This is a genomic window from Paenibacillus senegalimassiliensis (genome assembly GCF_001486585.1).
Classification (GTDB): domain Bacteria; phylum Bacillota; class Bacilli; order Paenibacillales; family Paenibacillaceae; genus Fontibacillus; species Fontibacillus senegalimassiliensis.
The window spans coordinates 1,620,273-1,644,572 of the sequence record NZ_LN909046.1 but is presented as its reverse complement, the minus strand read 5'-3'; the positions used below and the strand labels follow the sequence as shown (position 1 = coordinate 1,644,572).

The following is a 24,300-nucleotide window of genomic DNA, read 5'->3' as shown; positions in this document are numbered from 1 at the left end:
CTCAAAGAAGTTACACTAGTGTATAGAAATTTTTAGGAGAGGTTTTTTTGAATAAATATATTGAGGTCGAAATTGGCAACACGTGGAATAAAAATTCAGACTAAAAGCACAAAGAACTTCAAAATCATCCTTGGGTTATACGGAATTTAAAAGAAGGTGAATTTATTGAAGCAATTAATTATAATCAATGGCCCGGCGGGAATTGGTAAGACAACTGTAAGTAAAAAACTGTATCAATCACTAGAGAGGTCAGTTTGGCTCGATGGGGATTGGTGTTGGATGATGAATCCATGGGTAATTACAGAAGAGAACAAAAAGATGGTTGAAAGTAATATTGTTTATCTACTTCGTAATTATTTAAGTAATTCGACTTTTGACTATATCATATTCAATTGGGTACTTCATAGAGAAGAAATAATGCAGAGGCTGCTGAACAGTATTTCAGATTTTGAGTTTAGATTAACCCCAATAACATTAACTTGCTCTGCGGAAGCTTTAAGAGAGCGGATGTTACTCGATCATAGAACAGATGATCAAATCGAAACGAGTTGCTATAGACAGAGATTATATGAAGAGATGGAGACATACAAAATAGATACAACGAAAATGAATGTAGATGAGACAATAATGGAAATTATGGAACAGATATATTCGTAATGCATTTCTTCAAGTTTAGCAAGTACAGGCTGTAAATTGTAAGGAGGAATGCCTTATAAAAATTCGTATCATTGGACCCTGTGGCAGTGGTAAATCCTATATTGCTAGGGAGTTGTCGAAAAAATATGGAGTTACACATTATGAACTTGATAATTTGGTATGGGACAGGAGCAAACCTTATCAAAAGTACCCTACTGAAATTAGAGATTCCAAATTAAATGAAATTATACATAAAGAATCATGGATCATTGAGGGGGTACATCATAAATGGGGGCAGGAGAGTTTTGAATATGCTGATATGATTTATGTTATTTGCCCAAATAAATTCCAAAGGGACTATAGGGTTATCAAAAGATTTATTCGTACTCGACTAGGATTGGAACAATGGAACTACAAACAAACCTATAAGAATTTATATCAAATGCTATTTGTATGGAATAGAACGTTCAATAAAGAGAATTTAAGCGATATTATGGAAATAACAGAACAATACGCAGGGAAGCGAATAATAGTAACCCATAATAAACAAATATTGGAATTCACAACCGATGCTTTAGTCTAAGATAAAAGTTTATCTAGGGCTGGGGCGTTTCTTCAATATTGAGCTAGAATAGGTGAGGAAGGTGAAATAGGTTGAGTTTATTAAAAAAGCTAATAGGACAGGCGAAGCATCCCCGTGGATTTATTGGGTCGCTCATGTTGAGTATCATGAATACCTCTCATACCCAGATGAATGTATGGGCGTGGGAAAAGGTAAAGATCAGAGAAGATTCGGTTATGCTGGACGTAGGTTGTGGAGGCGGAAGAACGATACAATTATTATCCATATGGAACCCACAGGCGAGAATATACGGTATTGATTATTCTGAGCAGGCTGTCAAAGATTCTATCCGAGCGAACAAAGCGGATATAGCAGAGGGAAAGGTACATATTCAACAGGCTTCTGTGACCGATATTCCCTTTTCAGACCATACTTTTGATATGATCACTGCATTTCAGACCCATTATTTCTGGCCAGACATGGAGAACAGTCTGAAAGAAATCTTCCGAGTGCTTAAGGTAGAAGGGTGCCTCTTAATCACAGCCGATTTATACAAGATTAATTATCATATGAAATCTTATCAGACCAAGGAAGACATGGAGCAGTTATTGCTTAAGACAGGCTTTTCAGATGTAAAGATCGATGAAAACCCAGCAAAAAAGTGGATTCGTATTCAAGGAATTAAAAGGACATAATCATGGAGGGGTGCTTTGATGAAAAGTATTTTCGATGCCAGCTCAACTAAAGAGGTTCTAGATCGGATTGATCAATTGCAATCAGACTCACAGCCGCTATGGGGGAAGATGAACGCCGCGCAGATGCTGGCTCATTGCTCAGCTTTTCAAGAGGTTGCCTTAGGAAATGCCCATGAACCAAGAAGCTGGTTAGGGATATTCATAGGGAGGTTTGTTAAACCTCTATTCTATAATGACAAGCCCCTTCCACAAAATATGTCTACCATGTCAAGCATTATGATTACAGATTCAAGAGAGTTCGAGCTAGAGAAAGAAAATCTGAAGCAAAAGATCACAACATTTCAAAGCGAGGGCTCGGAGAAATGTAATGCACAACTGCATCCCTTTTTCGGTAAACTTACTGCCGACGAGTGGGGGAAGGGGATCTACAAGCATTTGGACCATCATTTGAAGCAGTTTGGTGTTTAGAAAATATAAATGAGAGTTGAGATTAAGATCATGATCGGACTGATAAGGCACGGGTTAACCGATTGGAATTATGAATACAGAGCACAGGGGCACACGGATATCCCATTAAATGAAGATGGACGAAGGCAAGCAGAGTCACTAGCTAAAAGGGTGAAGGGTGAGGAATGGGATTGTATTTATTCCAGTGATTTATCAAGAGCATTGGAGACAGCCAGAATTATAGGAATGAGCAAAAATCTCGAGGTGAAAACGGACCAACGATTAAGAGAAATGAACTGTGGACTTATTGAGGGAACAACTGAACAGGAGCGGGTTAGCAAGTGGGGATACGGCTGGTCTAAGCTAGATCTCGGGATAGAATCTACTGATGAAATAATCTCAAGGGCGGTAAATTGCCTTACCGAAATTTCTGAAAGACATGCTGACAAAAAAGTGTTGATCGTAAGTCACGGAGCCGTTATCGGGCTGACTTTAAAGAAGCTTATACCTCACGTTATTATGGAAGAGCCATTGGAAAATGCATCCTTAACTATTTTGAATAGAAATGAAAATCGCTGGGATTGTCAATTATATAACTGTACTACCCATTTAATAGCTACACAGAATGAATAGGGAGATATAAATGAAAAATTATGATGTTATCAGTTTAGATATGTTTCTAACATTAGTAGATTTGCAGTTGTCTACAGAGAAGATGTGGTATCAAATTTTAGGGACCAAGGATAATATAGATTTTTATCACCAGCAATTAATAGAACATTATTATGAGGTTGCCCAAAGAGAACGTGCAGCAGGGAACTTTGTGCTAACCAGACATATTTATGAGCTTTGCTTCGAAAAAGTATTTCATGCTAATCAAATCAATTTTAGTCCTATTCAAGCCACTAATATTCTGATCCGTGAGCATCAGTCGGCCATTTGTTACGAGGAGACGGAAGCCTTTTTGAACCTCATTAGTAATCAATATCAGGTTTGTATTGTCAGCGATACCGATATAGCTATGTTGCCTGTTTTTTATGAACAATACGGCATTCATTTATTTGCCTCAGAGGTATATAAATCCTATAAGAACGATAGCTCAAATCAAATGTTCAAGGAGGTCATTTCCCATTATGGGGTGACATCTAGCAGGATCATACATATTGGCGACACCATCTCGGATGTATTAGGGGCGAAGAGAGAAGGAATTGTTGCTTGCTGGCTTAATCGTGCAAATGAACCCTGGACACAAGCAGTTGAACCAGACTACATTATTTCAAATTTAAATGAGCTTAAAGTGATTCTGAATAATTAGATTTCAGGGGAACCGGAAAGGATTGTTCAATGAGAATCATGATTATTGGTTCAAGTGGCTCCGGAAAATCCACATACGCACGAAAACTTGGACAAGAACTGGGATTGCCTGTTTATCATCTCGATGCTTATTATTGGAAGCCCGGGTGGGTGGAGACTCCCAAAGAAGAGTGGATTCAATTCAACGAGCAATTAGTCATGAAAGAAGAATGGATTATAGACGGACATTATGGTAGCACCATGGATATTAGAGCTCGCGCTGCCAATGTCATTATTTACTTTGATTTATCACCATGGATTACGATATATAGAGTATTCAAGCGCCGAATACAATATCATGGAAAGACGAGACCTGATCTTAATGAAGGTTGCCCGGAGTCGATTGATTGGCCATTTATAAAATATGTTTGGACTTTTAGAAGAGACAAAAGTGCGAATGTTCTGAACAGACTGACGAAATATCGCAAGGACACAAAAGTAATCATAATTAAGCGACCTAAGGAAGCAAAGCGGATGCTTAATGAAATAAAGAGTCAAGGGTTGCGGTATTTTGAAGAACTTGAAAGTGATTTGTAACACTATATTAGGCGAGAAGTCTTTAGGTTGGAGGAATATCATGAAAAGATATTGGAGCCCACTGTCATTTATTTTTTTATTTGTATTCTTATTTCTCGTAAGTTGTGGTAATGATACTTTTAATCTTTCGGATGTTGTTGATCATGTGCAATTAGAAATAGTTGAGCGGAAGGAAGATCACAGAGGAATAACGTATACGTTAATTTTAAAAAATAATTCTGATCAAATAATTAAGCAAAATAATGTGTTTCTAAGTTACCCAATCAAGACGTCTACTGGAACGCGAAGCAATGAGTTTAAGATTGAAGCGGAAAATAATAAGTTGAACATTAAACCAAAAGAAGAGGTCTTACTTTCTGTATTCGCTCCGAGGGAGATGTACGAAAGTAATATTCATATCGACATAAATGAACCTAATATAAAAATTGAAGGCTTTATTAACGAGGTCAACCAAGAAAATGAATTTTTTAAGGGAGGTGGATTTAAAGCGATGGAGAATTTCTAAGAAGAAAATAATAGAAAAACTCGAATCACCACTTGGTCGAATATTAATATTATTTAGTCGAATGTATGGGGTGAAAAATGAGTAGAATAATATCCCTTTCTAATTTTAAATTAATTAAAGCAAGGGGTCATGGTTATGTTACTATAACTGATAAATATACAGGAAATTGTGTACATCATGTGGTATGTAATTACGTTGCTGAACATAATTTTACTCAAAAAGTATTGGAAAACGCTCAGAAAAATGGAGCATATTTTTTTACGGAAGATTTAAACCAAGCAATGAATCACTTTCCTAATATGAGAAAATGTCAAAAATGTTTTAAATCTTAAGACAAGTTAAAAGATTTGAAAGTATTGTTAGCTTACTCTTGTACTCTCAGTAAATTAACAGATTTGTAAAGAGCCTTGACTATGACGCAACGTCATACTGCATAATTCTCATTAAATCAAAGATGAGGTGAGGATATGAATATCAAGGCATTGCGTTCAGACTATATTTATCGAAAAGTAGCAGAGGCTCCCCTGGAGGAAAAGGTTGAGCTGTTCAGAAGTGAAATGTTGGCTCCCTTTATGCGGAAATGGGATATTCAGCAGATTCCTTTTAAGGCCGATGAGCCTACCGGATTTGATGTCTTGATGCTAAATAACATGATGAATCGATCTCCTGATCAGATCACAAGTCAAATTGAATCCGAGATAGAATTGATATCTTCAGAGGTATTTTGGGCCAACTGTCATGATGCGGTTAGGAAAAGTGTTTTTTCTTTTATCGAACATGGAATCAAACTCCCGGTATCTGAGTATTTGTTCACTATACAGTTAGGCAATCCCGCAAGTCGTTCCTTGATGTTAAGTGAGGGGTATAGTGGAGACGGTGGTATTCCCGGTTACATCTTGTGTACACTGGTGCCTAACGAATACACATTGCCTAGAGTCAAAGCTGCTTTGGCGCATGAATGCAACCATAATGTTCGATATCAATTTATTGATTGGGACCCTACCGTTACGCTGGGCGAATTGATTGTAAGTGAGGGGCTGGCGGAGAATTACGCTACATTTATGTATGGGCAAGAGCTTCTGGGGCCTTGGGTAGCCCGAACATCTGAGAGTACGTTGAATCAGCATATTAAGCCGGTGCTTAAGGAACAATTACAGGTAACGGGGTTTGATAAAATCACTCCTTATCTATACGGAGATGAAATCGCCAAGCTACAAAATTTTGAACCTGCCCATATGCCCTACTGTGCGGGTTATGCTTGCGGTTATTATTTGATACGTCACTATTTAAGGAAAACGGGAAAAACGATTTTTGAGGCAACGATTACGCCGGCGGATAACATACTAAATGAAGTAAAGGATTTTTGGGATGAAGACACCCTTCTTAACGGTTAAGGATATTGTGAGCATCACAGGCATTACAGCTAGAACCTTGCACTATTATGATAAAATCGACCTGTTCAAGCCGACTTATTTAGCGGAGAATGGATACCGCCATTACGACCGGAGTAGCTTGGAAAGGCTACAAACCATTTTGTTTTTAAAGGAAATGGATTTCTCTTTAAAAGAAATTGGAGAGATCCTAAAGCTGACCAAGCAGGAACAAAAAAAGATATTAAAAAGTCATAGCAAGACATTGCTGTCGAGGAAGCAACGACTAGAGACTATAATGCTGGCATTGGAGGATTATGTATCTGGAAAGGACATCTACAATCTCGGTGTCTTTAACCATTCATCGGTTTTGCCTTTACAGGAACAATATGCTAGGGAAGCCAGTCTCGTCTATGCAGAAACCGAGGCCTATAAAAGCTTCCAAGAGAAGCTGAATCAAGTCCCTGCCAGTGAGAAAGAGAAGCTGTTTGCGGAATTTGAACAAGGTATGGAGAATGTGTTCAGAAAGCTGGCTGCTTGCGTGGACCAGTCTCCAGAGTCTCTCCAAGTACAGAAATTAATAGTCGAATGGCGAAATTATGTGGGGAAATTCATGACCCTGGATGCAGAGTTGCTCGGTTGTCTGGCCGACACCTACAAATACGATGGACGATTCAAAAATTATATCAATCAATATAGTAATCAAGATTTGGCCGATTTTATTTCGAGTGCGATTAGGTATCATGTTGATCAAATAGCAAAATGAGTGCTGGATAGTGGATCACTGGAGAGCAGTAAGGGAGGGAGCCTAAAAGGGCTAACTCCCTTATTTTTTATAACTACATAAGAGCTTCAGGACAACAATTGACAAGCGAACACTTACCGGATAAGATCAAAATTATAAAACGGACAAATGTCCGATTTTATTCGAGTAATAAGGAGAGGGCTTATGGAGAATTTTCAACTTAACAACGGTGTACTTATGCCAAAAGTCGGCTTGGGCGTTTACAAAGTTAAAGGGGATAGCACGGAAGCTGTAGTATGGGCTTTGAAACAGGGATACCGACATTTGGACACAGCGGCGATCTATCACAATGAAGAGTTGATTGCCGAAGCCATCCACAAATCTGGTGTGAAGCGGAGCGAATTGTTTATTACCACGAAGATTTGGACTTCGGATCTTGGAGCCAAAACACGGACTACCTTCGAAAGTAGTTTGAAGAAATTAAACACTGATTATGTTGACTTGTACTTGATTCATTGGCCTACCGGTGATTATTTAAGCAGTTGGAATACGATGGAGGATTTATATCGAGAGGGAAAGATCAGAGCCATTGGAGTTTCTAATTTTGAGTCATCCCATTTGAAAGAGATAATGAACCACGGGACAATCATTCCAGCGGTGAATCAGGTCCAAACCCATCCCTTTTTGCAAAAAGATGAACTTCATGATTTCATGACGAGCTATGGCATACAACATGTCGCATGGGCCCCCTTCGGTCGTGGGAACAAGCGGTTGCTCACTCACCCTGTACTGAAAGACATTGGAGACAGAAAAGGCAAAACTGCCGCCCAGGTCATTCTCAGATGGAATCTTCAACGAGATATTGCGGTTATTCCTAAATCAATTACGCCTGCAAGGCTGGAACAAAATATCGACTTGTTTGACTTTACACTCTCTGAACAAGAGATGCGGGAAATTGCAGCCCTGGACCTTAATCAGAAGGGGTTCATTGATTCAAGCAATAAGTTGTATTTGTGGATAACCCGCTGGATTCGATAAACATTAGACATTGTAACTGCTTACTAATTATATCCATATTCGAGACTAGTTAAGTAAAGCAGTCTCCGTCTGCTATACGATGTCCCTTGATGCTGATGCACATTAGTAGGAAATCCTCCCGCTAATTTGCGTAAATGAGCTGGATCTTAGAGTTTAACTGGAAAAGCTCCCTATAAATCCACACGTTTGGTCCATATTCAGCGATTTGAGCCGAATTATATGGAGTAATTCCCTATAATGGTTAGTAATTCCTTGTATTAAAAATTTTAGCTGGAGGATTTCCTGTTAAATACACTTAAGCTGCCTATTCTCATCACACGATGATTTAGGTGTAAGCTTAGGTGTATTTGGCTTGGTGTTCATTTCCCCGTACAATAGAGAGAACTCCAATGATACATACAATATGAGGTGAGGGAGTCATTTGGGGTCGGGCCGGGGCTGTAGTTTTTTTCACGGACGCGCTAACATTAATTAGTATAAGGGATGAGAAGGATGGATCAATTAAATAGGGCTATACAATTAAGAGAGTCCGGAAGCCATGAAGAAGCACGCTCGTTATTGCTGAGGTTAATCGATGAGTATCCACTGAATCCTGCAATCTGGTATCAATGTGCATGGATTCATGATGTGATGGGCTTAGAAAGTGAAGCCGTACCTTATTATAAGAAAGCGTTAGAGCTAGGATTAACAGGAGAGGAAAAACAAGGCGCTGTCCTGGGATTAGGGAGTACCTACAGAACGTTAGGGATGTACGATGAGGCACAAGCCGTATTTGAAGAGGCCATCCAAGAATTCCCTGAGCGCCGTGAGTTTCAGGTGTTCTACGCTATGGTACTGTACAACCAGCAGGCATACAGTAAGGCAATGGGCATCCTGTTGAAGCAATTGGCAGAAACGAGCACGGATCAAGGAATTCAGGATTACAAGAAGGCCATATTATTTTACGCAGATCAATTAGATCGAGTTTGGAAGATAGAGTGAATCTATTTAAACCCAATTAAGTAAGGAAGAACAAAAGCAAGTTACAAAGCGTTCAAAAGCAAGTTGCCCTAGAGGCCCTCTACCGCTTTACTTAATTCCAGACGGGATTCCAGAATGACGATGCCTATAGCTGTATCCTTCTCCACGTCAATGACAACATGTTCATCTATTATTTTCTGCTTAATAATTTTTTCAAATGAGTTTAATCGTTGGAAGCGCCAATTGTTAACAATAAGGTGTCTGCCTTTCTCTACGATTGTTTTACCGTCGGTGCAATTCAGCATATTCTTCTCAAGGAGTGTTAGTAATCCTTCCACAATATAAATGATGGTGTTATCCGCAAACTTGATGTTTACGCTCTTCGGACCCTTGCCTACGTTTTCTTTATAAAATTTTGAGATAAAATTGGATAGTTCAAGCTCCATTGTATGGAAGGAACGAAGTTGCATACGGTATCACCTCTTAGATGTTGTTATGTAATCTTATATCACATGATAACAGATGATTTTCCACTTATACAATGGAAATTAACTGGATAAGACTAGATTTATATAGTGAAAAGACTTGACAGAGCTGAACGTGTTATGTAATATGACATTAATTAAAGGCGTGGAACAAGAGTGAAGAGCTCCTGTTTGCCTGACAATGTCCATAGTTGGTTCTTATCCAAGAACAGGCTGTGACCTAAATGAGAATTATTTCATTGGGTCGTGGTCTGTTCTTTTTTTGTTATCAAGAGAGGAGTGATTGTATGTCTGATATGGATGAACTGCTCGTAGCTATCGACGAGCGACAGCATGAATTACTGGAGTTGCTAGGTACATTGGTTGCCTACGAGACACCGGCTCCCCCGGCTCGGAATACAGCGGGGCTGCAAGCTTTTGTTGAGCAGTATTTACAGGGAATTGGCTTTGAAACCGAGCATTGGGATGTGTATCCGGGTGATCCCAATGTAGTAGGGGTGAAGATGGGGACCCATTCTGGTGAATATCGGAGTCTGATTATCAATGGGCATATTGACGTTGCAGAGGTTAACGAAGGAGAGCAGTGGGATAACAATCCGTTCTCTATGGTGGTCAAAGACGGACTTGTCATCGGTCGAGGAGTAGCGGATATGAAGGGCGGCATCGCGGGAGCGTTGTTCGCATTAAAGTTATTGCATGAGCATGGGTTGCCGCTCCTAGGAGATGTTATCTTCCAATCCGTTGTGGGTGAGGAGGTCGGGGAAGCGGGTACGCTGCAATGCTGTAATAAAGGGTACACAGCAGATCTGGCCATTGTCGTTGACACATCCGATTTGCATTTGCAAGGTCAAGGAGGTGTTATCACGGGCTGGATAACCGTCAAGAGTGAACAGACGTTTCATGATGGCAATCGGCGTGATTTGATTCATGCCGGGGGGAATCTGGTGGGTGCTAGCGCCATTGAGAAGATGATGAAAATTGTGCAGGCACTGCAAGAACTGGAAAGACATTATGCTGTCACCAAGTCTTACCCTGGCTGCAAGCCGGGATCGAATACAATTAATCCTTCGGTCATTGAAGGTGGACGACATGCTGCCTTTATTGCTGACGAATGCAAACTGTGGATTACGGTACATTATTATCCGAATGAAACTCATGAGCAGGTTGCACGGGAGATTGAGGAATACGTGCTGGGAGTTGCCCGCGCGGATATCTGGATGAAGGATCATCTGCCAACATTTGAGTGGGGAGGCACTTCTATGATTGAAGAGCGGGGCGAAATTTTCCCTGCGCTTGAACTGGACTCGAAGCATCCAGGAGTACAACGACTGGCCGAGCTGCACGGTGAAATTAGTGGTGAAGATGCCATCCTGGACGTATCACAGACCGTCACTGATGGAGGCTGGTTCGGGCATGCAGGCATCCCCGCTGTAATCTATGGACCGGGCGAGTTGAAACACGCTCATGCAGTTAATGAACGGCTGTCCATAGACCAACTTGTCACATATACGAAGGTCATTTTAGCGATGATCCATGATTGGACATCCGCCCAGAAGGAGAGTGCTTGATATGAAATTCACACAGCGTTTGATGAGCAAATTAGAGCCCGTCTGGAAGCAAAATCACAACCATCCTTTTGTTACGGGCATGGGCGATGGTACGCTGGATGCTGCCAAATTTCGTTTTTTTATGATTCAGGACTATCTGTATCTTATTGAGTACGCCAAATTATTTGCTCTGGGTGCGGTCAAGGCCAAGGATGTTCCTACGATGAGCAAGTTCGCGACGTTACTCGAATCTACCCTGAATACAGAGATGGGGTTGCATCGGGAGTACTGTGAGAAGTTTGGAATTACAACTGAAGATCTGGAAGAGGCAGAGCATGCACCTACCACACTGGCTTACTCTCACTATATGCTGCACGTTTCAGCGAACGGTACGCTGGCCGATCTTGTAGCGGCGCTATTACCGTGCATGTGGAGCTACTGGGAGATTGGCAAGGAGCTTAATGCAATCCCGGGGGCTGCTCAGCATGAGCTCTATGGAGAGTGGATATCCATGTACAGCTCGGAAGAATTTGGAGAGTTAACGATTTGGTGCATGGATCTGATGAACGAGTTGACCGAGGGCATGCGCGAGCATGAGCTTGAGCACCTGGAGAATATATTCCTCAATACAACCCGGTTCGAGTATCTGTTCTGGGATATGGCATACCATGAGCAGTCCTGGCCGTCAGTTGATGATGAAACAGTGAAGAGAGGATGAGCAAAGATGAATAAGGGGCATTCATTAGAACTTGGCGTGTTCATACCCGTGGGCAACGGAGGATGGATTACTTCAACGACTTCTCCAGAGCTGCCTGCCACGTATTCCTACAACAAGCAGGTCTCCCTTCTGGCGGAGGAATTAGGTTTTGATTTTGTGCTTAGTATGGCTAAATGGCGAGGTTACGGTGGGCAGACCCAGCATTGGAATGAAACGCTGGAATCACTCACGACCATGTCTGGTATTGCTGAAGCAACCACCCGAATAAAAGTATGGGGTACCGTGCATATGATGATTTTCCCCCCAGCAGTCATTGCAAAGATGTCGGCAACAATTGATCAAATCTCCGGTGGACGCTTTGGACTTAACGTGGTATCTGGCTCTAATCCATATGATTTGGGGCAGATGGGGGTCTGGCAGGATCTTGATCATGGACAGCGTTATGACCTTGGTGAAGAGTGGATTCATGTATTGCGTCGACTATGGACGGAGGAACGGGTAGATCACAAAGGAACTTATTTCGAATTAACTGATTGCATGAGTTATCCGAAGCCCGTTCGTCAGCCTACCATCATTTGTGCGGGACAGTCAGATCGAGGCTTCCAGTTTACAGTAGATCATTGTGATGTGGCGTTTTTCTGGGGCAGTGATGATGAAGCAAGCTTGAAGCGTGCATTACGTGCCAAGGAGATTGCCCGTGAGGCGGGGAAGCCGGATTTTAAGACCAACGCACTTATTACGCTGATTCCAGGAGCGACGGATCAGGAGGCAGAGCAGCGCCTGGCTTATTACAATAGCGGGGTGGATCGCGAAGCGCTGGCTGTGCAGGCGGTGGAGTATTCTGCGGACAAGAGTGTCACTCTTAATCAGGCAGCGCAGAATTTCCTGAAGCAGAATGAGACGCTAAGTGCTGTACTTCCTGGCACGATGGCGGGATCTCCGGATACGCTGGCCCGTCGTGTCGCAACTATGGTTAAGGGAGGTAATATTGATGCCGTTACAATCATCGTTCCGGATTTCATTGATGATCTGAAGACTGTAGGGCAGACTGTATTGCCCCTACTTGAGCAATATGGAGTAACAACATATGCTGGCTCGGCGAACGGACAAGATTCACCGGTAAGCTGACTTGGAGAATGTATAAATGTAACGAGGGGGGAATACGGTGAGCGAAGCGAATATCAGAGAGTTCCCTCATCAATGGGAATGGGAGAAGGATATGCCACCGGCTTCAATTGTACAGGTAGGCAAGACACTGTATTTATCAGGGCAAATAGCACTTGCACCTGACGGGAGCTTCGTTGGTGAAGGAGATTTGAGCATGCAGGCAGAGCAAATCTTTGCCAACATACAATCGGTGTTGGGTCGAGCAGGGGCCGGGATGCCGAATATCGTGAAGATGGTCACCTACTATACTGTGGAGATGACGCCGGAGAGGGTACAGGCTTATTGGAAGGTTAGAGGCAGGTACTTCGGCACATACAGGCCAGCCAGTACGGGTGTCCAGGTTATGGGGTTAATCGATCCCAGATGTTTGTTAGAGATTGAAGTTACGGCCGTATTGTCTTGAGCCTTGAGACATATTAAAGAAAAATAATTGGGAGGAAGAGAGCTGACAATGAAAAAAGCGATTATTATTTACGGAGCTCCGGTCAAGCAATCCCGTGTGAAGGGCATAACAGACACGCTGGGGGAAGAATTAAAAACTGCCGGATTTGAGACGGAGGTGCTGTATCCTCAGGATTTGCCTGCAGATAAGCTCCTGTATGCGGACTTTGCAAACCCTGAGATTCAGGATGCGGTAAGACGCGTTGAGCAAGCGGATGTCGTCGTGGTGGCTACTCCCATTTACAAAGCCTCTTTCTCCGGATTTGTAAAGGTATTCCTGGATATGATTCCACAAAAAGGATTAGAGGGCAAAGTAGTGCTTCCTGTTGCTGTTGGCGGCACGCTTGCACATATGCTCGTGCTTGACTATGCTATTCGTCCTGTTGTGGCGGCCCTTGCGAACTCGCACACGCTACAAGGTGTATTCGCGCTTGATCAGTGGATTGAACGCCGAGAGGACGGGGGATATACCTTGACACCTGAGTTGGAGGAACGTGTACGAGCAGCGGTGGGACAATTAGCTCTGGCCGCCTTATAGAGAATGACTACAGAGGAGGGGGAGAGTATGGGAACCCATGCATTAAGCTTTCGATCCGTCAGCTTCCATTACAACCTGGAGGGTGGAAAGGGCATTAGCCCAATTCTCAACGAAGTAAGCTTTGATATCAAGGATAGAGAATTCATTACAATTATCGGACCAAGTGGATCGGGAAAAAGTACGATGTTCCGCCTGATTACAGGGTTGGAACAGCCGGTGTCAGGCTCTATTGATATTAATGGCGTTCATGTACCGGATCGACATGGCAAGGTAGGTTATATGCCGCAGAAGGACTTGCTGCTTCCCTGGCGCACCATATTAGACAATGCAGCTTTGCCCCTGGAGTTTAAGGGGGTGTCTCGTCAGGAGGCACACCGCCAGGTGCTACCTATGTTGGAGGAGTTCGGGCTTAAGGGAACAGAAAGCAAGTTCCCTGGAAATCTCTCAGGTGGCATGCGCCAGAGAGTGTCCTTCCTGCGCTCTGTGCTAAGCGGCTCTAACGTGTTGCTGCTGGACGAGCCGTTCAGTGCGCTAGATGCGATTACGCGTCTGTCGATGCAGGAGTGGCTGCTGGAACAATGGGAAATGCGAAGCAAGACCATCCTGTTCATTACGCATGATGTTGATGAGGCGCTGTTCCTGTCGGACCGGATTTTTATTTTTCGTGAGGCGCCGATATCGCAACTTGAGGAGGTTCAGGTGCCTATGGCGCGTCCCCGTACAATTAAGGATCTAAGCCGGCCGGAGACAGCGGAACTGAAACAATACTTGATTGATCGACTCAGGAAGAAGGTGGTTTAAATGAAACGATATAGAGATATTGCGACCCCTTTTCTGGTGTTTGCCGCGTTTCTTCTCATTTGGGAGGCGGTTGCCCGTATCATCAACGTTTCTTTTATGTTGCCTTCATTCACCCAGGTGATGAGTAAGATTTGGGAGCTGCGTGCGACATTGCTGGGGACACATTTACTATCTACATTGCAAATTGTAGTCATTGGACTGGGTCTTTCCGTGGCACTCGGTATCGGACTTGCCGTCTGGATGAACTATAGCAGGGCGGTGGAAAGAGCATTTTACCCCATTCTGGTTGCTTCTCAAACCATTCCAATTATCGCTATCGCTCCGATCTTTGTTCTATGGTTCGGTTATAGCATCTGGAGTAAAGTAGCGGTGACCTTGTTGTTCACATTCTTCCCGATTACGGTTAGTACCTTTGATGGACTCAAATCCGTCAGCAATGAATACAAGGAGCTGCTGCAAACGATGGGGGCGAGCCGCAAGCATATTTTCTTCAAGCTTAGTGTCCCCTCCGCACTACCGTACTTCTACTCCGGAATTAAAGTTGGAGTAACCCTTAGTGTTATTGGCGCGGCGATTGGCGAATGGCTGGGAGCCCAGGCGGGTCTTGGTTATTTCAGTCGTCGTATGATGACACAGTTTGATGGGGCAGGTGTGTTTGCGCCAATTATTATTTTGTCTCTGCTTGGCATTGTCTTGTTCCTGATTGTCAGTGTTCTGGAGAGACGGGCACTGCGATGGAGGAACAATTAATACAATTACTTATTGCTTATTCCAAATGGGAGGTTGACAAGATGAAGAGAACATGGCTATCAAGTGTATGTCTGGTATTGGCAATTGCCTTAACCGCGTGTGGAAGCAACGGAGGGGCTGCATCGTCACCGTCAGAGGGACCAGCCACTTCAACCGGAGAAAGTAATCCACAATATGGCACTGTGGAGCTGATGCTAGATTGGTATCCCAATGCAGTGCATAGCTATCTGTATGTGGCCCAGGAGAAGGGTTATTTTGAAGAGGAGGGGGTAAAGGTCAACATACAGACTCCGGCTAACGCAACTGACCCTATTAATCTGGCAGCTTCGGGAGCAATTACGCTTGGTATTACGTACCAGCCGGATGTTATTATGGCTCGTGCAACACAGAATGTACCGGTGGTGTCGATCGCTTCTATTGTTCGTACACCACTAAACCGGGTGTTATTTATGCCGGATGCGGGGATTTCATCTCCCAAAGACCTGGAGGGGAAGAAGGTTGGATACCCCGGTATTCCACTTAACGAAAGCATTATTACATCGATGGTACGCCATGACGGGGGCGATCCCTCCAAGGTTGATCTGATAGATGTAGGCTTTACACTCGGCTCATCTCTGGTTAGTGGCAATGTGGATGCTATAGTGGGGGCCTATATTAATCATGAGGTTCCAGCCTTGTCGCACGAGGGCTATGAGACATCCAACATGAATCCTACGGATTACGGGGTTCCCAATTATTATGAGCTGGTCATAGTCACCAATGAGGACACCTGGGCTGCAGATGAGGATAAAATACGGGCGTTCTGGCGGGGAGCTTCTAAAGGTTACCAATTCATGAAGTCTAACCCCCAAGAGGCTTTGGCGCTACTGTTAGATATGCAAGATAAAGCTAATTTTCCGCTGGTTCAGGAGGTTGAAGAGGAGAGTCTGTCTATCCTGCTGGATTTAATGGAGACAGGTCAAGAGTTCGGTTATCAGTCCGCCGAAGAGTGGCAATCATCGATTGACTGGATGCAAGAAGCTGGATTGATTGAGAATCCCGTGGACACCAACAGTATATTCCGAAATTTAGTAGACTAATCAAGCGGAGGAGAGGACCAATATGAGCAGAATAATTATTCAAAATGGCATGATTCTGACGTTGGACGATGCCGGAACCTACTATGAGTCAGGGGTTGTCATCGTGGAGGGAAACCGAATTACTGCGGTTCTCCCTTCCATTGAGGGAATTGAGGCTCTGGAGACTGACGAGATTATTGATGCCACGGACAAAATTGTCATGCCCGGACTGATAGACCTTCATTATCACACAGCCATTGGCAAAGGGTATCTGGATCATCTTCCTTTATGGGAGTATCTCGATGAATGCTGGTATCCGCTAGTGCGTGCGATTGATCCGGAAGCAGCCTACTGGTCTGCACTGGCCAGCTATACCGAGTCCATCAAATCCGGCTGTACCACGGTTAATGACATGTATCGTCAGGTGGACTCGTTGGCTGATGCCGCACTGGATATTGGTATTCGTGCTGTGTTGTGCAACGATGTCGCACTCGACCAGCATAACTTGGATACGCTGGATATTAATCACCAGGCATATCTAAACAATCATGGACGTGGAAATGGTCTGATACAGGTACGCGTCGGAATTGAGTGGCTGCCCTTGGCTTCACCGGAGCTGCTACGCGAAGCGAGAGCACTAGCTAACACACTGGGCACAGGTATTCATGTTCACTTGAACGAATCGCAAACGGAAGTGGACTATTGCCTGGAGCAATTTGGCCGGCGGCCAACAGAGCTTGCCTATGACACCGGTCTGCTCGGCCCAGACACGGTTGCTGCCCATTGCGTATGGCTGGATGATACGGAAATTTCTATGATGGCGGAGACGGGAACTCATATCTCACACAATCCGAATTCCAATGCCAAACTTGGGAATGGAATTGCCCGCGTGCCTGAGATGCTCGCTGCCGGAATTAACGTGGGACTGGGCCATGATGCCGTAGAGTGCAACAACAGTGCGGATATGTTTGAGGTGATGAAGTATGCCTCGCTGTTACAACGCGCGAGTCGCGTCGATGCCAGCCTGCTTCCGGCAGATGATGTGCTGAGAATGGCCACTCGCAACGGGGCCAAGGCGCTTGGCCATCAGACAGGGCAGCTTACGACGGGTTGTCTGGCAGACATAATCCTGATAGATACAAACAACACGATCTTCACTCCCTTACTGCGAGATAACGCGGTGCATATGTCTAGTCATCTTGTGTTTGCGGCCAATGGCAGCGTAGTGGATACGTCAATCATTAATGGCGAAATTGTTATGAAAGGGCGGGTATTAACCAAGGTGGACGAAGCCCAGATTGTTCGCGAGGCAAATGCAGCTTTTAGAAGAATCAAGGATAAAATGGTTGTGGTACGTCGCTAATGAATTGATTGTGTCAAGGCGCCCAAGCCGGCGTGAAGAGCGTGGGAGGCGACCTGTCTCTCCGCCGGCCATCCGGGCCGTGTTCAGGCGGCAAGCCGAGGGGAGTGAATGTATGGAGCGTCTGTGGACAAAATCGTTTATGATGCTGACGGCAAGTATGCTTCTTTTGTACACAGGATTCTATTCCCTGTTGCCCGTTCTTCCATTGCATATTGAGCAAATGGGAGCCACAAGCTGGCAAATTGGGGCTATCGTCGGAATGTACACATTATCAGCTGTAATATGTCGACCATACATCGGTCATTTGCTTGATACGAATGGTCGTAGAAAGTATATGGTGCTCGGCATTATTTTTTTTGCCTTTTTTATGATTAGCTATAGCTGGACAACTAGTTTGATTTGGCTGGTTATACTGCGCGTGGCCCACGGAGCGAGTTGGGGATTAGCCAGTACGGCGCTTGGCACGGCGATTACAGATTGCATCCCTGAGGATCGTAAGGGGGAAGGGATGGCGTGGTATGGTTTATCCATGACCATTGCGATGGCAACGGGGCCGCTCCTGGGAGCATGGATGGTGAAATGGCATTCAGTGAGTGCATTATTCCTGATTGCCGCTATGCTTAGTCTGCTGCCGCTGCTCACTGTCCGGACGCTGCCATCTGGGCAGCCTAACTGGAGGGAATCCAGTGTTTCACTTGTTTGGAGCCGCAGTTTGAAGCTGACGTTACTGGCTGTCACACTCTTAGCCTTCTCCTTCGGAGGAGTTACAACCTATATGCCGCTATATCTGGCTGAATATGGGGCGTCAGCTAGCCAGTTCTTCATGATTTATGCGGCTACGCTCTCGTTGGCCAGGCCGTTGGCGGGACTGTTGATTAACCGCTGCGGGGAACGTTTTGTTATAGCCTCCTCGTTAGCAGTGGTTATTCTGTCTTTATTTCTGCTAGGCCTAATCGGCGGAGCGATAGTGGTTGGGCTGTCAGCGGCGTTCTATGGTTTAGGTTTTGGTATGGCTCAGCCTGCTTTACAAACATTAGTGCTGCATCTCACAGGTAAAGGCAAGAATGGTATGGCCAATGCGTTGTTCTTTACCGCCTTTGACACAGGCATCGGTGTAGGTTCTGTTGCTCTTGGTTTACTGTCTGTTACCGTAAATTATGGTACGTTATTCATAGCAAGTGGGTTGGTTGTGTTGATCGGCTATCTGTTGTTTCTTGGAATTGTGCCAAAGAAGGTCCAAATATAGTAGACTCATATCTGCCTATTCCATAGGCAGATGTTTTTTTATTTGATGTATATTTTTAGGTTGCATTATCTACCAAAATTCATTAATCTATGTCATGTAATGTAATAATATTACAAAATATTTAAATTCAAGGAAAAGAACAAACGAGGAGGAATGTATTGTGAAGAAATCATTGGTTTTCTTTATGGTGTTGGTCATCGTTTTATGTTCCCTTCCCCAAGCTCCGGCAAGTGCCGCGAGCGCCCCACCCGCAACCTGGCAAGAGCACTGGTTCGAGCATAGGGAGTTGCTCAAGTTGGTGCACTATAATGATGAGGTGGCAGTTTATGTAGATGATGAGATCGACCCGAATCAAATCGGCTGGATCTACTCTACGGCGGCTGATGTATGGAGATACACCAAGCAAACTTATGGCTCTATGGGCGGGGATGGTAGACTTTACGTCATTGTCCATAATACAAAGTATAGTGGCGGCCATCCAGGCTACGCTTACAACGCCGACCATGACTACCGCAATGTTATTGATATCGGTGGCTCCAATTTTATTAGTCCAACCGGCTGGAATCTGGATATCCTGGTTCATGAAGTGGCCCATATCGTAGAATCTGCAACTAATGATACCAAGGGTTCTCCTGCCTTTGGATTGTGGGGAGACAGCAAATGGGCAGAAATCTATCAATATGATGTTTATAAAGCATTAGGTTTAAACAGTGAAGCCCAGCGAATTTACAACAGCTTCACCAGCAAGGCGGAAAATTTCCCGCAAACAGGAACCTACTGGTTCAAGAACTGGTATTATCCGATTTATAGCAGCTATGGGGAAAAGCAAGTGCTGAATAGATATTTTCAGTTGCTGGCTCAATACTATCCAAAAAATTCATCGGGTCATTATACGAGAAATATGAACATGGGCGAGTACGTTCACTTTATGAGTGGCGCAGCCAAGGCTGATTTAAAGTCGCTCGCCATAGCTGCCTTTGGCTGGCCGAGTCAATTCGAAAGTCAATATCAAGCGGCACGTCAGGAATTCCCTCAAGTCACCTACGGGGAGACCATTTCCGAGGGGGCTATCTTCTACGGGAACGCCAATTATGGAGGGTATGCCGTAGCGCTTGGAGCAGGCTCCTACAACTACAATGAAATGGTAGCAGCCGGTATTGCAAATGATTCACTCTCTTCATTAAAGGTGACTCCTGGCATTAAAGTTACTCTCTATGAACATTTGAATTTTGGTGGCGCTGAGAGAGTCATTACAGCAGACACCGCATCCCTTGGTGATTTTAATGATAAGACATCATCCCTCAAAGTGGAAAAAATACCTGTCGTTTATATCGATGCGAATTACAAGGGGGCTGCTGTAAGCCTGGATGTTGGCAGTTATAACGTAAGTGATCTAGTTGCAAAGGGAATCCCCAACGACTCCATCTCTTCACTGAAGGTGCCAAGCGGCTATAAGGTTACCCTTTATGAGCATGGCGAATTCCAGGGAGCAACCAAGGTGTTGCTGGGGGATAGCTCCTATCTCGGTGATGATTTTAATGACAAGACTTCCTCTATAAAAGTAGAACGGGTCTCTTAATTCCATATCTGATTAGGGGAAACTATGAATATTTCATGGTTTCCCTTTTTAATTTGTGTGCGGAAACATATTGACGTTATCTAGATGGCATGGTAATATTTGACCGAATAACTAACATGTCAGTAATAAGAATAGCATGTTAGTATGTTAGTCCATGCTTTTTAATTCCTATTTTAAGGAGGGCATTTTGTGGATGTAACGAATTATGTAATCGGTTTCTTGATGGTATTATCATTTTTTGGACTCGTATGGTATTGCGTGAAGGGGTATAACCTCATGGTGGGCTTTTTCATCATGTCGGTGCTGTGGACAGCTATCGCTTTGATTGGCAATGCGATTGCACCTACTTCCATGATGGAGGGGCAGACCTTTGTCTCCGTACTGACCAACGTATTCCAGACGGGGCCGGAAAACTATGGCAAGGCCATTCTTGTAAACGTTTTCTTTGGGGCGTTTTTTGGCCGAATCCTGATGGATACCGGCATTGCTGCCACACTGATTCGTAAAGTAGTAGAGCTTGGCGGAGACAAACCGCGCGTAACGATGTCGCTGCTCTGTATTGTCACGGCTGTTATTTTCACCTCCATGACCGGGATTGGCCCCGTTATCTCCATTGCAGTTATCGTGCTGCCCATCATGTTGTCGCTTGGCATTCCTTCCTCAGTGGCTTTATTCTCCTTCATGGGCTCCATTATGGCCGGGATCTTCGGGAATATCGTGAATTTCAAACAGTATCAAGCCCTCTTTGCTACCGCTAATGAAAGCTACGCCAGCTATGATTATAACGCTTATTTTGGCTTCGGTATGATTGCGATGGCTGTCTCGTTGGTCATTGTGCTTATTGTAGCTAACCTGTCTATGAACAATAAAAAAATCTCCCGTGCTTGGGCGGCCACTACGCCTGAAGAAGAACATTCCAAAGATGCGCCTGCGATTTCCTGGATCTCCATTATTCTGCCGGTCATCGGTGTCGTAGTGTTCAAAATTCCGATTATTTTCGGATTTATCTTTGCCGGTTTGTTCGCCTTGTTGACTTGCGGCAAGCTCAAAGGCGGATTTGCCAGTGTTTGCCGGATGTTATCCAAGCAGTTTGCAGATGGAGCGATTGACGTGGCGCCAATGATCGGGTTCTTGCTGACCCTTGCGATGTTCAACAATGCCGCTACATATGCCTCGCCTTACTTTAAAATTTTGTTCGGTGGTGTGATGCCGCAGACAGCCTTGTTATTATGTATTGTGTTTGCCATTTTGACACCGCTTGGCTTCTTCCGCGGCCCGATGAACTTGGTGGGATCGGGGACAGCTATTCTGGCTGTAGTCGTCTCCACGGCGGCATGGCCTGTGCAATTTCTGTACCCGTTGTTCGCCGTTACTACGGTGGCGCCACAGCATTTGGACGTTACCCAATCCTGGGTTGCCTGGGGATTTGGTTATACCAAGGTTCCAGCTAGAGACTTCATGAAAATGTCCATTCCTTCCGGCTGGATCATCGGGATTATTCTCTGTGCCGTCGTATTCGTGATGTACGGTAGCTTGGTTTAATAGAGCAAGCCGGTTGCCGTAACTTAAGGGCGGCAGCCGGCTATATAAGGATTGGAGGACAAACATGAGTAGAATTATTCGCATGGGCATTGACGTAGGGGGAACCCATACCAAGGCGGTAGCCATCGACAATGAAACCCATGATATCATCGGGAAATCATCGGTCAAAACGACGCATGATGACCCGCGAGGCGTGGCTGCCGGCGTGGTGCGTTGTTTTCAGAACTGCTTGACGGAAAATCAGATTCAGCCGGAGGACGTTGTGTTTGTGGCCCATAGTACGACGCAGGCGACCAACGCGCTCATTGAGGGAGATATCGCCCAGGTTGGCATTATCGGCATGGGCAAGGGTGGATTCGAAGGCTTCCTGGCTAAACGGCAAACGAAGCTGCCAGACATTGATTTGGGGAATAGCAAGGCGATCAAGATTTATAATCATTTTGTTAATGTCAAAAAAATGACGGAAGAGACCGTGGTGCAAGTAATCGAAGATCTGGAGGGGCTGGGGGCACAGGTCATAGTTCCGTCCATGGCCTTCGGCGTTGATAATGGCAGACCGGAGCAACTCGTCTATGAGAAAGCGGAGAATAAAGGTCTTCCCACCACCATGGCATCAGATATTACCAAGCTGTATGGATTGACCCGTCGCACAAGAACGGCGGCGATTAACGCCAGTATTCTTCCCAAGATGCTGGATACCGCCAATTCCACGGAGCAGTCGGTTAATGAGGCTGGCGTTCATGTCCCGCTCATGATTATGCGCGGCGATGGGGGAGTCATGGAGATAAGCGAGATGAAGAAGCGTCCCATTCTCACGATGCTGTCCGGTCCAGCCGCTTCGGTTATGGGCTCTTTGATGTATTTAAGAGCCTCCAACGGGGTGTATTTTGAGGTTGGTGGAACTACAACCAATATCGGAGTCATTAAGAATGGTCGCCCGGCCATCGACTATTCCATTGTTGGTGGTCATCCCACCTATGTCAATTCACTGGATGTCCGGGTGCTTGGGGTAGCCGGAGGGTCCATCGTGCGGGCAGACAAGAACGGGGTCATCGATGTAGGCCCTAGGTCTGCGCATATTGCCGGGCTTGATTATGCCGTGTTCACCGATCCAGCCAAAATCCAAGGACCTAAGGTTGAATTTTTCTCGCCCAAGCCTGGTGATCCGGCAGATTATGTGGCGATTCGGCTGGAGAGTGGGGAGCGGGTGACCATTACCAACTCCTGCGCGGCCAATGTGCTTGGGTTGGTCAAGGAAGATCACTTCTCCCATGGTAACGTGGAAGCGGCCAGAAAAGCGATGCAGGCGTTAGCGGATTACTGCGGCTCGACCGTCGAGGATATTGCCCGGCAAATCATGGAGAAGGCATATGCCAAGATTGAACCCGTCATATTGGCGCTGGCGGACAAATACAAGCTGGAGAAAGATCAGATTTCTCTCGTAGGTGTCGGCGGGGGAGCAGCTTCGTTGATTGTCTATTTTGCCGAGAAAATGGGGCTGAAATACAGCATCCCTGAGAATGCAGAGGTCATTTCCTCCATTGGTGTTGCCCTGGCTATGGTTCGAGACGTGGTGGAGCGGATCATCCCATCGCCTTCCAAGGAACAAATTAGTGCTATTAAGATGGAAGCGATGAATAAGGCCATCCAAAGTGGGGCCACACCGGAAAGCGTTGAAATCCATATCGACATCGACCCGCAAACCTCGAAGGTCACAGCCATTGCTACAGGTTCTACAGAAGTGAAAACCAATGAATTGCTGAAAGAATGCAGTGAAGAGGAACTACAGGAAATCTCCGCAAGCGATATGCGAATTCCGGTGGAACGAACGCAGCTCCTGCAAAAGACGAGATACTTTCATATCTTTGGTGAGAAGACCGCTAAGCCAGGAGACGCCGGAGCTATCCGCATCGTGGACAATAAGGGATTTATTAAAATTCAGCGTGGTCGTGCGATGGCGATCAAGACGACAGCCGCTAACTATGTGCAAGCCCTCAAGAAGCTGTGGGAGGATATGGCTGTATACAAAACAGAGCTTATCGCCCGGCCTGACTATTATTTGTGCATCGGGGCGCGGGTGATGGACTTTACGGCATCTGAATTTGAACAATTGGAGCTGCTGATGGACATTGAGGTGTCTACCTTCGAACCAGATACGGAAATTATCGTGGTTGCTGCCAATATGAAGCAAAGCTAGGATCGTCTAAGAAACGGAGG

Annotated in this window: 27 protein-coding genes; 26 read left to right on the top strand and 1 reads right to left on the bottom strand. The window is 44.9% G+C overall.

Features of this window, described 5'->3' with window-relative positions; translation table 11 throughout:
* Positions 1-165 precede the first annotated feature (165 nt).
* The 13 genes from BN3279_RS21720 to BN3279_RS21665 all read left to right on the top strand — a co-directional run bounded on the left by BN3279_RS21720 (position 166) and on the right by BN3279_RS21665 (position 8,869).
* Entirely contained in the window at positions 166-657 is a 492-nt protein-coding gene (locus tag BN3279_RS21720; protein WP_059053904.1) for an AAA family ATPase, read from the top strand.
* 55 nt (positions 658-712) lie between these two features.
* Positions 713-1,219: an AAA family ATPase gene (locus tag BN3279_RS21715; protein ID WP_059053903.1), complete on the top strand. Its 507-nt coding sequence runs from the start codon at positions 713-715 to the stop codon at positions 1,217-1,219.
* A gap of 71 nt (positions 1,220-1,290) precedes the next feature.
* Positions 1,291-1,893, top strand: a complete 603-nt coding sequence (locus tag BN3279_RS21710) for a class I SAM-dependent methyltransferase (RefSeq protein WP_059053900.1) — start codon at positions 1,291-1,293, stop codon at positions 1,891-1,893.
* An 18-nt stretch (positions 1,894-1,911) separates the two neighbouring features.
* Complete coding sequence (locus tag BN3279_RS21705) at positions 1,912-2,361, top strand: DUF1569 domain-containing protein (RefSeq protein WP_059053898.1); 450 nt, start codon at positions 1,912-1,914, stop codon at positions 2,359-2,361.
* A 30-nt stretch (positions 2,362-2,391) separates the two neighbouring features.
* Positions 2,392-2,973 carry a histidine phosphatase family protein gene (locus tag BN3279_RS21700; protein ID WP_059054636.1) on the top strand — a complete coding sequence of 194 codons (582 nt, stop codon included), beginning with the start codon at positions 2,392-2,394 and terminating at the stop codon, positions 2,971-2,973.
* 10 nt (positions 2,974-2,983) lie between these two features.
* Positions 2,984-3,655, top strand: coding sequence for an HAD family hydrolase (locus BN3279_RS21695; RefSeq protein ID WP_059053896.1), 672 nt, complete (start codon positions 2,984-2,986; stop codon positions 3,653-3,655).
* Between the two features lie 29 nt (positions 3,656-3,684).
* On the top strand, positions 3,685-4,230 hold the full coding sequence (locus BN3279_RS21690; RefSeq protein WP_059053895.1) for a DNA topology modulation protein: 546 nt from the start codon (positions 3,685-3,687) through the stop codon (positions 4,228-4,230).
* Positions 4,231-4,270: 40 nt separating this feature from the next.
* Positions 4,271-4,735: a hypothetical protein gene (locus tag BN3279_RS21685; protein ID WP_059053893.1), complete on the top strand. Its 465-nt coding sequence runs from the start codon at positions 4,271-4,273 to the stop codon at positions 4,733-4,735.
* A 77-nt stretch (positions 4,736-4,812) separates the two neighbouring features.
* Positions 4,813-5,067, top strand: a complete 255-nt coding sequence (locus tag BN3279_RS24315; RefSeq protein WP_222860896.1) for a hypothetical protein — start codon at positions 4,813-4,815, stop codon at positions 5,065-5,067.
* Between the two features lie 135 nt (positions 5,068-5,202).
* Positions 5,203-6,129, top strand: coding sequence for a DUF2268 domain-containing putative Zn-dependent protease (locus BN3279_RS21680; RefSeq protein ID WP_059053892.1), 927 nt, complete (start codon positions 5,203-5,205; stop codon positions 6,127-6,129).
* Positions 6,104-6,871 (top strand): MerR family transcriptional regulator, encoded by a 768-nt coding sequence (locus tag BN3279_RS21675; RefSeq protein ID WP_059053890.1) that lies wholly within the window; start codon positions 6,104-6,106, stop codon positions 6,869-6,871. The genes BN3279_RS21680 and BN3279_RS21675 overlap by 26 nt, the downstream gene beginning before the upstream one ends.
* 183 nt (positions 6,872-7,054) lie before the next feature.
* Positions 7,055-7,888, top strand: a complete 834-nt coding sequence (locus BN3279_RS21670; RefSeq protein WP_059053889.1) for an aldo/keto reductase — start codon at positions 7,055-7,057, stop codon at positions 7,886-7,888.
* Positions 7,889-8,380: 492 nt separating this feature from the next.
* Positions 8,381-8,869: a tetratricopeptide repeat protein gene (locus BN3279_RS21665; protein ID WP_059053887.1), complete on the top strand. Its 489-nt coding sequence runs from the start codon at positions 8,381-8,383 to the stop codon at positions 8,867-8,869.
* A gap of 68 nt (positions 8,870-8,937) precedes the next feature.
* Here BN3279_RS21665 and BN3279_RS21660 read toward each other — a convergent pair whose 3' ends face one another.
* Positions 8,938-9,318, bottom strand: coding sequence for a Na-translocating system protein MpsC family protein (locus tag BN3279_RS21660; RefSeq protein WP_059053885.1), 381 nt, complete (start codon positions 9,316-9,318; stop codon positions 8,938-8,940).
* 302 nt (positions 9,319-9,620) lie between these two features.
* Here BN3279_RS21660 and BN3279_RS21655 point away from each other — a divergent pair, with 302 nt between their 5' ends.
* The 13 genes from BN3279_RS21655 (at position 9,621) to BN3279_RS21595 (ending at position 24,280) form a co-directional block, all read left to right on the top strand.
* On the top strand, positions 9,621-10,901 hold the full coding sequence (locus BN3279_RS21655) for an acetylornithine deacetylase (RefSeq protein ID WP_059053883.1): 1,281 nt from the start codon (positions 9,621-9,623) through the stop codon (positions 10,899-10,901).
* Position 10,902: 1 nt separating this feature from the next.
* Entirely contained in the window at positions 10,903-11,598 is a 696-nt protein-coding gene (gene tenA / locus BN3279_RS21650) for a thiaminase II (RefSeq protein ID WP_059053881.1), read from the top strand.
* A 6-nt stretch (positions 11,599-11,604) separates the two neighbouring features.
* Positions 11,605-12,726, top strand: coding sequence for an LLM class flavin-dependent oxidoreductase (locus tag BN3279_RS21645; RefSeq protein WP_059053879.1), 1,122 nt, complete (start codon positions 11,605-11,607; stop codon positions 12,724-12,726).
* Between the two features lie 37 nt (positions 12,727-12,763).
* Positions 12,764-13,168: a RidA family protein gene (locus BN3279_RS21640; protein WP_198343588.1), complete on the top strand. Its 405-nt coding sequence runs from the start codon at positions 12,764-12,766 to the stop codon at positions 13,166-13,168.
* A 48-nt stretch (positions 13,169-13,216) separates the two neighbouring features.
* Positions 13,217-13,744, top strand: coding sequence for an NADPH-dependent FMN reductase (gene ssuE, locus BN3279_RS21635; protein WP_059053877.1), 528 nt, complete (start codon positions 13,217-13,219; stop codon positions 13,742-13,744).
* Positions 13,745-13,771: 27 nt separating this feature from the next.
* Positions 13,772-14,545, top strand: coding sequence for an ABC transporter ATP-binding protein (locus tag BN3279_RS21630; protein WP_059053875.1), 774 nt, complete (start codon positions 13,772-13,774; stop codon positions 14,543-14,545).
* Positions 14,546-15,295 (top strand): ABC transporter permease, encoded by a 750-nt coding sequence (locus tag BN3279_RS21625; protein ID WP_059053874.1) that lies wholly within the window; start codon positions 14,546-14,548, stop codon positions 15,293-15,295.
* Positions 15,296-15,336: 41 nt separating this feature from the next.
* A complete protein-coding gene (locus BN3279_RS21620; RefSeq protein ID WP_059054632.1) occupies positions 15,337-16,374 on the top strand; it encodes an ABC transporter substrate-binding protein in 1,038 nt (345 codons plus the stop codon).
* 22 nt (positions 16,375-16,396) lie between these two features.
* A complete protein-coding gene (locus BN3279_RS21615) occupies positions 16,397-17,716 on the top strand; it encodes an amidohydrolase family protein (RefSeq protein ID WP_082673168.1) in 1,320 nt (439 codons plus the stop codon).
* Positions 17,667-18,962 (top strand): MFS transporter, encoded by a 1,296-nt coding sequence (locus BN3279_RS21610; protein WP_082673167.1) that lies wholly within the window; start codon positions 17,667-17,669, stop codon positions 18,960-18,962. Before BN3279_RS21615 ends, BN3279_RS21610 begins: the two co-directional genes overlap by 50 nt.
* A 160-nt stretch (positions 18,963-19,122) precedes the next feature.
* Complete coding sequence (locus tag BN3279_RS21605) at positions 19,123-20,541, top strand: beta/gamma crystallin-related protein (RefSeq protein WP_082673166.1); 1,419 nt, start codon at positions 19,123-19,125, stop codon at positions 20,539-20,541.
* Between the two features lie 189 nt (positions 20,542-20,730).
* A complete protein-coding gene (locus BN3279_RS21600) occupies positions 20,731-22,083 on the top strand; it encodes a hypothetical protein (RefSeq protein WP_059053870.1) in 1,353 nt (450 codons plus the stop codon).
* Positions 22,084-22,147: 64 nt separating this feature from the next.
* Positions 22,148-24,280: a hydantoinase/oxoprolinase family protein gene (locus BN3279_RS21595; RefSeq protein WP_059053869.1), complete on the top strand. Its 2,133-nt coding sequence runs from the start codon at positions 22,148-22,150 to the stop codon at positions 24,278-24,280.
* The last annotated feature ends 20 nt before the right edge of the window (positions 24,281-24,300 follow it).